The sequence below is a fragment of the Streptomyces antarcticus genome (assembly GCF_026627255.1).
Taxonomy (GTDB): Bacteria; Actinomycetota; Actinomycetes; order Streptomycetales; family Streptomycetaceae; genus Streptomyces; species Streptomyces antarcticus.
Window position 1 is genome coordinate 16,726 of record NZ_JAPNLM010000024.1, and the last position, 14,183, is coordinate 30,908.

The 14,183-nt window shown below is 72.9% G+C and carries 11 protein-coding genes and 2 pseudogenes; 8 read left to right on the forward strand and 5 right to left on the reverse strand.

Annotation, left to right across the window (positions count from 1 at the left end):
• Positions 1-102 precede the first annotated feature (102 nt).
• A complete protein-coding gene (gene hemB / locus OTB16_RS29295; RefSeq protein WP_267723944.1) occupies positions 103-1,104 on the forward strand; it encodes a porphobilinogen synthase in 1,002 nt (333 codons plus the stop codon).
• A 79-nt stretch (positions 1,105-1,183) separates the two neighbouring features.
• On the forward strand, positions 1,184-1,456 hold the full coding sequence (locus tag OTB16_RS29300) for a DUF1876 domain-containing protein (protein WP_267723946.1): 273 nt from the start codon (positions 1,184-1,186) through the stop codon (positions 1,454-1,456).
• A 49-nt stretch (positions 1,457-1,505) separates the two neighbouring features.
• Here the strand turns inward: OTB16_RS29300 and OTB16_RS29305 are convergent, their stop codons facing one another.
• Together OTB16_RS29305 and OTB16_RS29310 are read right to left on the reverse strand one after the other, a co-directional pair.
• Positions 1,506-2,249, reverse strand: a complete 744-nt coding sequence (locus OTB16_RS29305; RefSeq protein ID WP_267724133.1) for an ABC transporter permease — start codon at positions 2,247-2,249, stop codon at positions 1,506-1,508.
• 11 nt (positions 2,250-2,260) lie between these two features.
• Positions 2,261-2,914, reverse strand: a pseudogene (locus OTB16_RS29310) (ATP-binding cassette domain-containing protein); the annotation flags it as partial.
• Between OTB16_RS29310 and tnpA the strand changes: the two are divergent.
• The 5 genes and pseudogenes from tnpA to OTB16_RS29335 form a co-directional block, all read left to right on the forward strand.
• A pseudogene (tnpA, locus tag OTB16_RS29315) lies at positions 2,873-3,214 on the forward strand (IS200/IS605 family transposase); the annotation flags it as partial. The pseudogenes OTB16_RS29310 and tnpA overlap by 42 nt on opposite strands.
• Positions 3,215-3,472: 258 nt before the next feature.
• Complete coding sequence (locus OTB16_RS29320) at positions 3,473-3,892, forward strand: ATP-binding protein (protein ID WP_267723948.1); 420 nt, start codon at positions 3,473-3,475, stop codon at positions 3,890-3,892.
• Between the two features lie 298 nt (positions 3,893-4,190).
• Positions 4,191-5,756, forward strand: a complete 1,566-nt coding sequence (locus OTB16_RS29325; protein WP_267723950.1) for an RND family efflux transporter — start codon at positions 4,191-4,193, stop codon at positions 5,754-5,756.
• Complete coding sequence (locus OTB16_RS29330; RefSeq protein WP_267723952.1) at positions 5,753-6,469, forward strand: ABC transporter ATP-binding protein; 717 nt, start codon at positions 5,753-5,755, stop codon at positions 6,467-6,469. Before OTB16_RS29325 ends, OTB16_RS29330 begins: the two co-directional genes overlap by 4 nt.
• A complete protein-coding gene (locus tag OTB16_RS29335; protein WP_267723954.1) occupies positions 6,466-7,719 on the forward strand; it encodes an ABC transporter permease in 1,254 nt (417 codons plus the stop codon). Before OTB16_RS29330 ends, OTB16_RS29335 begins: the two co-directional genes overlap by 4 nt.
• A 58-nt stretch (positions 7,720-7,777) precedes the next feature.
• Here OTB16_RS29335 and OTB16_RS29340 read toward each other — a convergent pair whose 3' ends face one another.
• Positions 7,778-8,575, reverse strand: coding sequence for a VOC family protein (locus OTB16_RS29340; RefSeq protein ID WP_267724136.1), 798 nt, complete (start codon positions 8,573-8,575; stop codon positions 7,778-7,780).
• 152 nt (positions 8,576-8,727) lie between these two features.
• A complete protein-coding gene (gene argS / locus OTB16_RS29345) occupies positions 8,728-10,497 on the reverse strand; it encodes an arginine--tRNA ligase (RefSeq protein WP_267723956.1) in 1,770 nt (589 codons plus the stop codon).
• A 141-nt stretch (positions 10,498-10,638) separates the two neighbouring features.
• Here argS and lysS point away from each other — a divergent pair, with 141 nt between their 5' ends.
• The gene (gene lysS / locus OTB16_RS29350) at positions 10,639-12,429 is read left to right on the forward strand and encodes a lysine--tRNA ligase (RefSeq protein ID WP_267723958.1); all 1,791 of its coding nucleotides are present in this window, start codon (positions 10,639-10,641) and stop codon (positions 12,427-12,429) included.
• A 117-nt stretch (positions 12,430-12,546) separates the two neighbouring features.
• Here lysS and OTB16_RS29355 read toward each other — a convergent pair whose 3' ends face one another.
• Positions 12,547-14,022 (reverse strand): DUF2637 domain-containing protein, encoded by a 1,476-nt coding sequence (locus OTB16_RS29355; protein WP_267723960.1) that lies wholly within the window; start codon positions 14,020-14,022, stop codon positions 12,547-12,549.
• Positions 14,023-14,183 lie beyond the last annotated feature (161 nt).

The following is a 14,183-nucleotide window of genomic DNA, read 5'->3' on the forward strand; positions in this document are numbered from 1 at the left end:
GGCGGGGGACGGCGGTTCGGGGGACGGGCGGGGCCGGGGCGGGGGGTGTGCGGGCCCTACGCTGGTTCCGACTGTTCTCGATGCTCGAAGAGGCGACTGACAATGAGCGCGTACGGATCCTTCCCCGGCTCCCGGCCCCGCCGGCTGCGCACCACCCCGGCGATGCGGCGGATGGTCGCGGAGAACCGGCTGCACCCCTCGGACCTGATCCTGCCGGCGTTCGTACGGGAGGGCATCAGCGAGCCCCTGGCGATCTCCGCGATGCCGGGCGTGGTCCAGCACACGCGGGACACGCTGCGCAAGGCCGCCGCGGAGGCGGTCGCGGCGGGCGTCTCGGGGATCATGCTGTTCGGGGTCCCGGCGGACGAGAACAAGGACGCGCGGGGCACGGCGGGCACCGAGCCGGACGGGATCCTGCAGCTCGCGATCCGCGACGTGCGGGCCGAGGTCGGCGACGACCTGGTGATCATGTCGGACCTGTGCCTGGACGAGTACACCGACCACGGGCACTGCGGGGTCCTGGACGAGCACGGGCGCGTCGACAACGACGCGACGCTGGAGCGGTACGCGGAGATGGCGCAGGTCCAGGCCGACGCGGGCGTCCACATGGTGGGGCCGAGCGGGATGATGGACGGCCAGGTCGGGGTGATCCGCGACGCGCTGGACGAGACGGGCCACGAGGACGTGTCGATCCTGGCGTACACCGCGAAGTACACGTCGGCCTTCTACGGGCCGTTCCGCGAGGCGGTGGCCTCCTCGCTCCAGGGGGACCGCAAGACGTACCAGCAGGACCCGGCGAACGCGCGGGAGTCCCTGCGGGAGCTGGCGCTGGACCTGGAGGAGGGCGCCGACATGGTGATGGTCAAGCCCGCCGGACCCTACCTGGACATCCTGTACCGGGTGTCGCAGGCGGTGGACGTGCCGGTGTCGGCGTACCAGATCAGCGGCGAGTTCGCGATGGTCGAGGCGGCGGCGGAGAAGGGCTGGATCGAGCGCGACCGGGCCATCCTGGAGACCCTGCTCGGCATCAAGCGGGCGGGCGCGGACACGATCCTGACGTACTGGGCGACGGAGGTCGCGGGCTGGCTCCGCGAGGCGCGCTGAGCGGGGGCCGGTCCCGCTCGCGGGGTGGGGTGGGGGAGCGCACGCTGGGGGGAGGGTGAGTTCCTGGAGGTGGTGCGGCGTGTCCACACTCGTCGGTTGGCACGTGGAGCTCGAGTTCACCGAGGAGGGCCATCGCACGGGTGCGGCGGCCCTGGTCAGGCTCGGGGACGGCTCCGAGATGAGGGCGCGCGGCTACGCCATGCGCCATCCGTCCGACCCGGAGCAGCTGAGGGTCGGAGAGGAGATCGCCGGGGCCCGTGCGCTCATGGACCTCGCGTCGCAGATGTTGCAGAAGGCCCATGCCGAGATCGACCAGGCGACCGGGCGACGTTCCCATCCGCTGAATCGGTGATCCGCTGAACCGCGGGCCGGCTCCCACCCCCGTGGGGAGCCGGCGCCGCTCAGCGGGTGCGGCGGGTGAACAGGGCCGCGGAGAGCGCCACGGCCACGGCCGTGATGCCCGCGCACCAGGCCAGCGCGACCCAAGGCGCGTCCCCGGCGGGCCGGTCCAGGAGCAGGGCGCGCAGGGACTCGATGACCGGGGTCAGCGGCTGGTGGTCGGCGAAGCCGTGGAGCCAGCCGGGCATGGTGTCGATGGGGACGAACGCGCTGGACGGGTACGGCAGGAACATCATCAGGAACGTGAAGCCGCCGGCCGCCTCGGGGGAGTCGGCGAGCAGGCCGAGCGCGGCGGCCAGCCACGAGATCGCGGTGATGTACGCGAACAGCAGCCCGGCGGCCGCGAGGAAGCCGAGGGGGCCGGCCTGGGGCCGGAAGCCGATGGCGAGGGCGACGGCGAGGACCAGGGCGGTGGACAGCAGGTTCCGGGCGACGGACGCGGTGACGTGCCCGGCCAGGATGGGGACGCCGCCGACGTCGAGGGAGCGGAGGCGGTCGATGACGCCGTCCTTCATGTCCTGGCTGACGCTGACGGCGGTGCTCGCGGCGCCGAAGCCCGCGCACAGCAGCATCGCGCCGGGGACGACGTACGTGACGTACGCGGTGCCGGTGTCGATGGCGCCGCCGAAGAAGTAGACGAAGATCAGCATCAGCATGACCGGCAGCATCAGGGCGGTGATCAGCACGTCCGGTTGGCGGCGGCTGATGCGCAGGCTGCGTCCGGCCAGGGTGACGGCGGGGGTCAGGGCGGCGGAGGTCACGGAGCGGCTCCCGTCAGGGTGAGGAACACGTCGTCGAGGGTGGCGCTGCGGACCGTGAAGCGGTCGACGCCGGTGCGGTCGGGGTCGAGTTCGTCGAGCAGGGCCCGTACGTGGGCGGCGCTGCCGTCGGTGGGCAGGCCGAGGGTGAGCTCGTCGGGGGCCAGGTGGACGGCGTGGCCGGCCAGGGCCTCGTAGGCGGAGCGGCTCGTCAGGGTCAGGTCGAGGTGGTGGCCCGCGACGCGGGACTTGAGCGCGGCCGGGGTGCCCTCGGCGGCGATCCGCCCGGCGGCCAGGACGGCGACGCGGTCGGCGAGCTGGTCGGCCTCCTCCAGGTACTGCGTGGTGAGCAGCACGGTGGTGCCCTCGGCGCGCAGTTCCCGTACGAGGTCCCAGAGGTCCTGGCGGCTGCGCGGGTCGAGTCCGGCGGTCGGCTCGTCCAGGAAGATCACCTCCGGCCGGGAGACGAGCCCGGCGGCGAGGTCCAGGCGCCGGCGCATGCCGCCCGAGTACGTCTTGGCCGTACGGCCGGCGGCCCCGGTGAGCCCGAAGCGGTCGATGAGCTCGTCGGCCCTGATCCGGGCGGCGCGGGGGGAGAGCCCGCGGAGCCCAAGTACCGGCGCGACATCTTCAACGACGCGATGCTCACCCGTTGCGAAGAGGTCATGCGGGAGGTCTGCCAGAGCTTCGAGGCCGAGCTGCGCGAGTTCAACGGCGAAGGCGACCACGTCCACCTCCTCGTGCGCTACCCGCCGAAGGTGTCGGTCTCCAAGCTGGTCAACAGCCTCAAGGGCGTCAGCTCCCGCTACCTGCGCGCCGAGTACACCGGACGCATCAACCGGACCGGCATGGGCTCGGTGTTCTGGGCACCCTCGTACTTCGCCGGCTCCTGCGGCGGCGCACCGCTCAGCATCGTCAAGGAATACATCGAGACCCAGAAGCGGCCCATCTGACCGTTACCGCGCAGCCGCAGAGAGCTCCGCCGCTGCGCGGCTCCGGGCCAAGGATCGCATTCCCGCCCGGCCTGAAAGCCGGGATTCCCTGCGAAGATCAAGGGATGGTCGTCGCGTTCGGACGTGTGCGCTTCCTCGGTGGCATGACTGCGAACTCCCCACCCGTGTCCCTGCATTACCCCGAGCGGACCCGTACTCATCGAGGAGTACGGGCCGACGCTCGGGACCACGCTAGTCACTGCGCGCGACCATCGCTCCGTGAATCCCCACATTCAGGCGGCCCTCGTGCGCGAGCGGCTCTACCTCCGCTCACCCCAAAGCGTCGCAGCTGCGCGCCAGTTCACACGTGACACCTTGCACGCCTGGGGGATCGCCGCCCGGCACGACGACGTGTTGCTCTGTGTGAGCGAGCTGGCCACCAACGCGCTGCGGTACGGCGTCCCGCGCGGCCGCGGCTACCTGCTCCGGCTGCTCGCCTTCGGGGGCGCCGTACGGATCGAGGTGCACGACAGCGGGCCCGGGCTGTCGCGGATGGCGGCCCGCCCGGCCGGTGGGGAGGGCGGGCGGGGGCTGGTGATCGTCGAGGCGCTGGCCGAGGAGTGGGGCGTGCTGCCGCGTGCGCCGGGGAAAGTCGTCTGGTGCGAAATCCGCCTCGGGCGGGGAGGCGGGAGGAACTGATGGCCGGCCGGGTGGCTCGATCAAGGGTTCCGCCGGAATCCGTTCCGGGTCCAGGTGTGCCTGCTCTCCGTGCATCACCGGCCCTGACCGGCGCGAAGCCCCCGTGCGTCGGGAGTGGCTCACAACTGTCCCTGCGCACAGGGTGATTGGTGGGCGTTGACTTAGGGTGTCGGTCATACAAGCCGCTTAGGAGGCCTGCTGTGCCATCTCGACGGGCCCGATCCGCGGCCGCCAAGGAATCCGATTCACTGATTACCGTCGCGGATTCGGGTCGTGCCGATCCGGCCGAGGTGCGCGGATGACCGGGGACCTGGCGACCGCGGGGCCCGTGGAGGCGGTCGAGGGGGCCGGGGCTTCCGCGGGCATGTCCCGGCGCCGGGCCTGGGTGGCGGCCGTGGCGGTGGGCGCGGTGCTGCTCTCCGGGGCCGGTGTCGCCGCCTCGCTGGTGATCAAGTCGCCGGCGCAGACCGCGGCGGAGGCCGGGCCGCCACCCCTGGACGTCCTGGTCGCCCAGGTCGAGAAGCGCGTCCTGCGGGACACCGTCATCGTGCGCGGCACGGTCACCTCCGCCCAGTCCCTCCAGGTCACCCCCGCGGTCGCGGGCGGGGAGGGCGCGGCCACCCCGGTGGTCACCAAGGTCGCCGTCCGGCAGGGCGACCGGGTCGACGCGGGCAAGGTGCTCCTGGAGGTGTCCGGACGGCCGGTCTTCGCGCTGCCCGGCGGCCTGCCGGTGTACCGGGACCTGAAGCCGGGGGCCACCGGCGACGACGTGAAGCAGGTACAGAGGGCCCTGTCCGGGCTCGGGCACGGCACGGGCTCCGACCGGGCCGGCACGTTCGGCGCCGGTACGAAGGCGGCGCTGGGCTCCTTCTACCGTTCGATCGGCTACGACCCGCTGCCCGCGGTGGCCGACCGCGGAGAGGCGGTCAGGGCCGCCGAGGACGCGGTCACGTCCGGCGAACGCTCCCTGGAGGACGCCCGGTCCGCCGCCACCGCCGTCGGTACGGCGGCCCCCGCGGGCCCCGGTGCCGCGCCGCCCGGCCAAGGCGGCAAGGGGGCCGGGGGTGCCAAGGGCTCCGGACAGGACGCCGCCCGCGCGGTCAACCGGGCCTCGGAGGACCTGCGCCGGGCCCGCGAGCGCCTCGCCGAGGCCCGCGCGGCCGCCGGTCCGATGCTCCCGGCCGGCGAGGTCGTCTTCCTGGAGTCGTTCCCCGCGCGGGCCGACTCGGTCGCCGTCCGCCCCGGGTCCCCCGTGAGCGGCGCCGCGCTGTCACTGTCCGCGGGGGCGCTGGTCGTGCGCGGGCAGCTCCAGGACCACCAGAAGGGCCTGGTCCGGGCCGGCCAGAAAGTCGAGATCCTCTCCGAGGTCAGCGGGCTCACTGCGGCGGCCGAGGTGCTGTCGGTCGCGGACGCCCCGCAGACCGCTCAGCCCGCCGCGCCGAACGCCGGGTCGGGCGGCGGCGACCAGGGGCAGGGCCGGCAGGCCCCCGCCCCGGGCGGGCCCGCCGGGTACGAGATGCTCGTACGCCCGCTCGCGCCGCTGGACACCCAGCTCGTCGGCCAGGACGTACGGCTCACCGTGGAGGCCGCGGCGACCGACGGCGACGCGCTCGTCGTCCCCGTGTCCGCGGTGTCCGCCGGAGCCGACGGACGCACCACCGTCACCGTGGTGGACGGTACGGGCACCCAGCGCCGCGTCGAGGTCCGGCCCGGCACCACCGGCGACGGCTACGTCGAGATCCGGCCCACCGGCGACGGCACCCTCGCCGCCGGGGACTCGGTGGTCACCGGCGTCAACCCGGGCGCCGCGGGCAAGCAGAACGGCGGCAAGCAGAACAGCGGCAAGGGCGGCGGCGGGTCATGAGTACGGCCGCACCCCGACTGCAGCCCCAACTCCCGCCCCCCGTAATCGAGTTCCGGCAGGCGGGCCTGACCTACCCGGGCCCGCCGCCGGTACCCGCCCTCACCGCGTGCGACCTCACCATCCAGCACGGCGAGTTCGTCACCGTCGTCGGTCCCTCCGGCTCCGGCAAGTCGACCTTCCTCAACATCGTCGGTCTGCTCGACGCCCCCACCGAGGGCCGCTACCTCCTCGACGGCATCGACACCGGCTCCCTCGGCGACCACGACCGGACGGCCCTGCGCGGCCGCCGCATCGGATTCGTCTTCCAGTCCTTCCACCTCCTGCCCCACCGCTCGGCCCTGGAGAACGTCGCCGTCGCCATGCTCTACAACGGCGTGCCCCGCAAGGAGCGCCCCGCCCGCGCCCGCGAAGCGCTCGTACGCGTCGGACTCGGGCACCGCCTCGCCGCGGTCCCCTCCCGGCTGTCCGGAGGCGAACGCCAGCGGGTGGCCATCGCCCGGGCCCTGGTCGCCCGGCCGTCCCTGCTGCTCTGCGACGAACCCACCGGGAACCTCGACTCCGCCAACGCCGACACCGTCCTGGCCCTGCTGGACGAACTCCACGACGACGGGATGACCGTGCTCGTCATCACCCACGACCAGGAGGTCGCCGCGCACGGCGGCCGGACCGTCGCGATCCGCGACGGCGTACTGCGCGAGCAGGCGCGCGTATGAGGCCGCGCCGGTCCCGAACAGCGGCGGTCCGGGTCGAGCCCTCCCGCTTCGCCGTCCGCGACACCCTCTCCGAGTCCCTCGCCGGAATCCTCCAGCGCCCGGCCCGCTCGGCGCTGACCGCACTGGGGACGGTGCTCGGCGTCGGCACCTTCGTCGCGGTCCTCGGCCTGACGGCCACCACCTCGTCCCAGATCGACGGCCGCTTCAACCTGCTCACCGCCACCGAGGTGACCGTCGAGGACATCGCCCGCGAGCAGAACGCCTTCGCCGAACCCGGATTCCCGGCGGACGCCGACCTCCGCGTCGAACGCCTGGGCGGGGTCCGGCACGCGGGCGTCTTCCACACGGTCCGCCTCGACCCGGCCACCGGCGGCGTACGCGCCGCACCCGTCGGCGGCGGCGCGGGCGGGGGCGAGCGCACCGACGTCGTCGCCGCCTCACCGGGTGCGCTGCGCGCCGCCGTGCCCCGGCTGTGCCAGGGCCGCCTCTACGACGAGTACCACTCCGGCACCAGGCAGCGCGTGGCCGTCCTCGGCTCGGGCGCGGCCGCCCGCCTCGGCATCACCACCCTGGACACCGGCCCGGCCGTCTTCATCGGCGCCGAGCCGTTCACCGTGATCGGGATCATCGAGGACGTCGAGCGCAAGGCCGAGCTCCTGCTGTCGGTCGCGGTGCCCCGCACGACCGCGGAGGAGATCTGGGGCGCGCCCGGGGGCGGCGGCACGACCATGCTCGTCGCGACCGAGGTGGGCGCCGCCCAGCAGGTGGCCCGCCTCGCCCCGACCGCGCTGCGGCCCGACCACCCCGAGTACCTGAAGGCCGTACCGCCGCCCGATCCGCGCACCCTGCGCTCCGGCGTCACCTCCGACCTGGAGCAGCTCTTCCTGATCCTGGCCGGGATCTGCCTGGTCATCGGCGCCGTCGGCATCGCGAACACCACGCTGGTCGCGGTCCTGGAGCGGACGGGCGAGATCGGGCTGCGGCGGGCGCTGGGGGCGCGGGGGCGCCACATCACCACCCAGTTCCTCGCGGAGTCGGGCGCCTTGGGGGCGCTGGGCGGGCTCGTCGGCACGTCCCTGGGCACGCTCACCGTGGTGGGCGTCGCCGTGGTCCGCGACTGGACCCCGGTCGTCCACCCCGCGACCGTGGCGACCGCGCCCCTGCTGGGCCTGGTGACCGGGCTCCTGGCCGGCCTGTACCCCGCCTGGCGCGCCGCCCGCATCCAGCCGGCGGAGGCCTTGCGGCGCTGAGCCTGCCGCGGCGGCTGATACGGGCCCCGGCAGTCGGTGCCGGGGCCCGCGGGCGTCATCAGGCGGGCTGTTCGGGGGCGTTCGCCGTGATGACCGCGAAGGGCGCGCCCTGCGGGTCGGCCAGGACGGCCATCCGGCCCGCCACCATGTCGAAGGCGGGGGTGAGGACGTCGGCGCCGGCCCGGGTGGCGGCGGCCTGGATGTTGTCCACGTCGTCCACGTGGAAGTACGGGAGCCAGTTCGGGGGCGTACCGGGCGGCAGTTTGCCCAGGTCCATCATTCCGGCCACCGCGCGGCCGCCGACCTTGAACTCCGTGTAGTCCTCGGCGCCTTCCATCTCGGACGCGGCCGTGCTGATCGGCAGGACGGCGGAGTAGAACGCCGCGGCCGCGCCGGTGTCCCCGGTGGTGAGCTCGTTCCAGGTGAGGGCGCCGTGCTCGTTGACGATGCCCGCGCCGTCGAAGCTGCCCGGCTCCCACAGGCCGAAGACGGCGCCGGTGGGGTCGGCGGCGACGGCCATCCGCCCGAGGTCCATGACGTCCATCGGGCCGGCCAGGACCCGGGCCCCCGCGTCGGTGGCGGCCCGGACGGTGGAGTCGAGGGCGTCGGTGGAAAGGTACGTGGTCCACACGGGCGGCGGCATCGGGTCCGGGACGGAACCGTCGGGGTTCATCGCCTTCATGATGCCGGCGACGGGCTTGCCCTTGAGGCCGCAGACGCTGTAGCCGCCCTGCTCGGGCGGGCCCACCTCGCCCTGCCAGCCGAAGAGGTCGCAGTAGAAGTCGATGGCCGCCTGCTGGTCGGGGACCATCAGGTCGATCCAGCACGGAGTGCCGGGCTTGTAGGGGCCGTTCATGTCGGCCACGGGGCTCTCCTGTCGGGTGGGGGGTCGGACGGCCCGTCCCCTACCCGGGCCCCATGACCCGAACCGGCCCGTCCGGGTGAACGCGTACGGCCCCGGCAGCAGCTGCCGGGGCCGTACGTTCCGCGCTGGTCGTGCGGCGGGTGTCAGAGCTTCTCGGGGGTGCGGATGCCGAGGAGGGACATGCCCTTGGAGAGGGTGCGGGCCGTCAGGTCGCACAGGAACAGGCGGTTCTCGCCGACGACGAGCTCCGGTTCCGGCTTGATGACCGGGCACTCGGTGTAGAACGTCGTGAACAGCGAGGACAGCTGGTAGAGGTACGCGGCCACCTTGTGCGGCGCGTGGTCGGCGGCCGCCTCGGCGAGCAGCTCGCCGAACTGGTCCAGGTGCAGCCCCAGCGCCCGCTCGGCCGGGGCCAGCTCCAGCACGGGGTGGGCGGCCGGGGAGCGGTCGCCCGCCTTGCGCAGGATGGACCGGATCCGGGCGTACGCGTACTGGAGGTAGACCGAGGTGTCGCCGTTCAGCGAGACCATCTGGTCCAGGTCGAACTTGTAGTCGCGGGCGGCGGACGTCGACAGGTCGGCGTACTTCACCGCGCCGATGCCCACGTACCGGCCGTTCTCGACGATCTCTTCCTCGGTCAGGCCGACCTTCTCGGCCTTCTCGCGCACGACGGCCGTCGCCCGCTCGACGGCCTCGTCGAGCAGGTCCACCAGCCGTACCGTCTCGCCCTCACGGGTCTTGAACGGCTTGCCGTCCTTGCCGAGGACCGTGCCGAAGGCCAGCTGGACGGCCTGGACCTCGTCGTTCAGCCAGCCGGCGCGGCGGGCGGTCTCGAAGACCATCTTGAAGTGGAGCGACTGGCGGGCGTCGACCACGTAGATGAGCGTGGACGCCTTCAGCGAGCCGACGCGGTCGCGGATCGCGGAGAGGTCGGTCGCGGCGTAGCCGAAGCCGCCGTCGGACTTCTGGACGATCAGCGGGGTCGGGTTGCCGTCCGGGCCCTTGACGTCGTCGAAGAACACGCAGAGCGCGCCGTTGGAGCGGACGGCGACGCCCGACTCCTCCAGCAGCTCGCAGGTCTCCACGAGCATGTCGTTGTAGCCGGACTCGCCGACCACGTCGGGGTCCTGGATGTCCATGTCCAGCTTGTGGAAGACGGAGTAGAAGTAGATCTTCGACTCGTCGACGAACCGCTGCCACAGCGCGAGGGTCTCCGGCTCGCCGGCCTGGAGGCCGACCACGCGGGCCCGGGCCCGGGTCTTGAACTCCTCGTCGGAGTCGAAGAGCACGCGCGAGGCCTTGTAGAGGCGGTTCAGGTTGGACATGGCCTCCTCGCCGGAGACCTCCGCGTCCGCCTTGTGATCCAGCTCGTGCGGGTGCTCCAGCAGGTACTGGATGAGCATGCCGAACTGGGTGCCCCAGTCGCCGATGTGGTGGCGGCGGACCACCTTCTCGCCCGTGAACTCCAGGATCTCCACCATCGCGGCGCCGATCACGGCGGACCGCAGGTGGCCGACGTGCATCTCCTTCGCGACGTTCGGCTGGGCGTAGTCGATCACCGTCGTGCCCGGGTTCTCGGCGAGCGGGACGCCGAGGCGGTCGTCGAGGGCCCGCGCGGCCAGGGTCTCGATGATCGCCCGGTCGGTGATCGTGATGTTGAGGAAGCCGGGGCCGGAGACCTCGATCTTCTGGATCAGGTCACCGGTGGGGATGGCCTCGACCACGGTCGTCGCCAGCTCGCGCGGGTTGGCCTTGGCCTTCTTCGCGAGCGCCAGGATGCCGTTGGCCTGGTAGTCGGCCCGGTCGCTTCGTCGCAGCAGCGGATCGGCGGCACCGGCCTCCGGCAGGGCGGAGGCGAGGGCGTCCGCGACGCGCTGTTCGACGGAAGAAGCGAGGGAAGGGACCGAGGCCATGAGCTGCCGTTCCTGTGAGGTGGTGCCGGTGGGTGCACTTGGGTGTTCCGACAAGTGCCGAGTATCCCACGCGGCCGCCGGCGGTTCTTCTGGATATGGCGCCGGGGAGCAACCCCGGAGCGGCCCGATCCGTCTGGGAGAATGGCTGAAGCCAGCATTCGAGTAGAAGGACGTGTCGTGGCTCAGAGCAGCACCGAGACCGACTGGGTCTCCCGTTTCGCGGACGAGGTCATCGCCGAGGCGGAGCGCCGAGCACCCGGCGCGGAGACATCAGCCGCCACCGCTCCGGTTCTCGTCGTCGCGTCCGGAATCTCGCCCTCCGGTCCGATCCACCTGGGCAACCTCCGCGAGGTCATGACCCCGCACCTGGTCGCGGACGAGATCCGCCGCCGGGGCATCGAGGTCAGGCACCTGATCTCCTGGGACGACTACGACCGCTTCCGCAAGGTGCCCAAGGGCATCCCGGGCGTGGACGAGGAGACCTACGGCCAGTACATCGGCCGCCCGCTGACCTCCGTCCCCGCCCCGGCCGGATCCCCGTACGCCAGCTGGGCCGAGCACTTCAAGGCGGCCCTGATCGGCGCCCTGGACGAGCTGGGCGTCGTGTACGACCCGATCAGCCAGACCGAGCAGTACACCTCCGGCGCGTACCGCGAGCAGGTGCTGCACGCCATGAAGCACCGCGGCGACATCGACGCCGTCCTCGCCCAGTACCGCACCAAGCAGAAGCCGGGCGGCAAGAAGCCCCAGCAGAAGCAGGCCGACGAGGCCGAGCTGGAGGCCGCCGAGGGCTCCGGTGCGGCCGCCGAGGACGACGGCAGCACCGGCGAGGAGGGGTACTTCCCGTACAAGCCGTACTGCGGCGAGTGCGGCAAGGACTTCACCAAGGTCACCTCGTACGACGACGAGACGACCGAGATGACCTACGTCTGCGCCGAGGACGCGTTCACCGAGACGGTCAAGCTCAGCGAGTTCAACCGCGGCAAGCTCGTCTGGAAGGTCGACTGGCCGATGCGCTGGGCCTTCGAGGGCGTGGTCTTCGAGCCGTCCGGCGTCGACCACTCCTCGCCCGGCTCGTCCTTCCAGGTCGGCGGCCAGATCGTGCACATCTTCGGCGGCGAGCAGCCGATCGGACCGATGTACGCGTTCGTCGGCATCAGCGGCATGGCGAAGATGTCCTCCAGCAAGGGCGGGGTCCCGACCCCCGCCGACGCGCTGAAGATCATGGAGCCGCAGCTGCTGCGCTGGCTGTACGCCCGCCGCCGCCCGAACCAGTCCTTCAAGATCGCCTTCGACCAGGAGATCCAGCGGCTGTACGACGAGTGGGACAAGCTGGAGGCCAAGGTCGCCGACGGCACCGTCCTGCCCGCCGACGCCGCCGCGCACACCCGCGCCGTGCGCACCGCGGAAGCCGAGCTGCCGCGCACCCCGCGGCCGCTGCCGTACCGGACCCTGGCGTCCGTCGTCGACGTCACCGCCGGGCACGACGAGCAGACCCTGCGCATCCTCACCGACCTGGACCCGACGCAGCCGCTGACCTCCCTCGACGAGGTACGGCCGCGCCTGGACCGCGCCGAGAACTGGATCACCACCCAGGTCCCGGCCGACCAGCGGACCCTCGTGCGCGAGGAGCCCGACGCGGAGCTGCTGTCGTCGCTGGACGACGAGGGCCGCGAGTCGCTGCGGCTGCTGCTCGAGGGACTCGACTCGCACTGGTCGCTCGACGGGCTCAGCACGCTCGTCTACGGCGTGCCGAAGGTCATGGCCGGGCTGGAGCCCGACGCCAAGCCGACCCCGGAGCTGAAGGTCGCGCAGCGGACCTTCTTCGCCCTGCTCTACCGGCTCCTCGTGACCCGCGAGACCGGGCCGCGACTGCCCACGCTGCTGCTGGCGGTGGGCGCGGACCGGGTGCGCAAGCTGCTGGCGGTCTGACGCGGTCCGACGCGCTCCGACGCCGTCGGGCCGGTCCGGTCCTCCGGTCGGCCCGTGTCATGCGGAAGCCCGCACCCCGTGGGGTGCGGGCTTCCGCATGCTCGACCCGGCCGTCGCCTACGCGATGTGCTCGGCTTCCAGCTCCTTCTGGTACCGCTGCTTGAACGCGGGGATCATCCGGCGCAGCAGCGAGCCGCTGCGCGGGTGGGTCACGCCGTAACCGTCGGAGAGGTGTATGTCGAGCGCCTCGGGGGTCGGGAAGTCGCTCTGCTCGTCGACGAGCGCGACGAACACCTTGTACGCGATGTCGGCGAACTCGGCCTCGTCGGGCGACTGCGCCGGCTCCACCGGTTCGGGCGCGGCGGGTGCGGCGGGCGCGGCGGCGGCCTCGGGGGCCCCGGAAACCGCGGGGGCATCCTGGCGCGGGCCCGGGATCGGCAGGTCCGGCTGCGGGGACTGCTGCCGCGGCTCCTCCGGGCCCGTCGGGGGCATCACCGGAATGGGCTCGAGGCCCTCGACGTACTGGGGGTTGTAGCCGCCCTCGTACGCCGCCTGCGGGGCCAGCGGCGCGGCGAACCAGGCGCTGTTGTGGGCGGCCGGCATGGCCGTCGGGTCCACCGCGAAGGGCGGCGGGGCATGGGCGGCGGCAGCCGCGGCGGCCGCCTGCGCGGAGGTCTCCGGGAGCTGCGGCTGGAGCTGCTGGCCTGGCTGCCCTTGCTGGGCCTGGGCTTGGGCCTGGGCCTGTGCTTCGGTCTGTGCCTGGGACTGCGCTTCGGCCTGGGCCTGCGCGTGGGCCGCCGCCGTCTCCAGCGCGGGGGCGGACCCGGCCGGGGTCACCGCGGGGGTGGCGGACGCGGCGTACGTGGCTGATGCGGCCGACTGCTGCGCCGGGGCCAGCAGTGCCGGGTCGATGCCGGCCGCGGCGAGGCCCTCCGGGGCGGTGTGCGCCAGCGGTACGCCGATCCGGGCCAGCCGCAGCGGCATCAGCGCCGCCACCGGGGCCTTGCGCCGCCAGGCGCGCCCGTACCGTGCCTGGAGCCGCGCCTGGTAGATCAGGCGGTCCTGCTCCATGGCGACGGCCTGCTCGTAGGAACGCAGTTCCCACAGCTTCATCCGGCGCCACAGCTTGAACGTGGGGATCGGGGAGAGCACCCACCGCGTGATGCGGACGCCCTCCATGTGCCGGTCCGCGGTGATGTCCGCGATCCGGCCCACCGCGTGCCGGGCGGCCTCGACCGTCACCACGAACAGGATCGGGATCACCGCGTGCATGCCGACGCCGAGCGGGTCGGGCCAGGACGCGGCACCGTTGAAGGCGATCGTCGCCGCCGTCAGCAGCCACGCCGTCTGACGCAGGAGCGGGAACGGTATCCGCATCCACGTCAGCAGCAGGTCCAGCGCCAGCAGCACGCAGATCCCGGCATCGATGCCGATCGGGAACACCAGCGAGAAGCTGCCGAAGCCCTTCTGCAGGGCGAGCGTGCGCACGGCGGAGTACGAGCCCGCGAACCCGATCCCCGCGATGACGACGGCTCCGGCGACCACGATGCCGATGAGTATCCGGTGCGTACGAGTCAGCTCCATCGCGGCCACCGCGATCCCCTCCCCTTGTCGAGCACTTACCGACCACTTACCGCGTCTTTACCAAGCCGCGGCAGGCACAGCGTACGGGTGACTGGATGTCAGTGCTCCGGTAGGCCCCGCCGCGGCGGTCCGCAGGCCCGGCGGCGGCCGCGGAGGCCGCGCTGGGCCCG

Bases quoted from the DNA above. Each gene is read 5' to 3' on its own strand.
- hemB (WP_267723944.1), top strand. From the start codon at position 103: ATGAGCGCGTACGGATCCTTCCCCGGCTCCCGGCCCCGCCGGCTGCGC.
- OTB16_RS29325 (WP_267723950.1), top strand. From the start codon at position 4,191: ATGACCGGGGACCTGGCGACCGCGGGGCCCGTGGAGGCGGTCGAGGGG.
- OTB16_RS29330 (WP_267723952.1), top strand. From the start codon at position 5,753: ATGAGTACGGCCGCACCCCGACTGCAGCCCCAACTCCCGCCCCCCGTA.
- OTB16_RS29335 (WP_267723954.1), top strand. From the start codon at position 6,466: ATGAGGCCGCGCCGGTCCCGAACAGCGGCGGTCCGGGTCGAGCCCTCC.
- OTB16_RS29340 (WP_267724136.1), bottom strand. From the start codon at position 8,575: ATGAACGGCCCCTACAAGCCCGGCACTCCGTGCTGGATCGACCTGATG.
- argS (WP_267723956.1), bottom strand. From the start codon at position 10,497: ATGGCCTCGGTCCCTTCCCTCGCTTCTTCCGTCGAACAGCGCGTCGCG.
- lysS (WP_267723958.1), top strand. From the start codon at position 10,639: ATGGCTGAAGCCAGCATTCGAGTAGAAGGACGTGTCGTGGCTCAGAGC.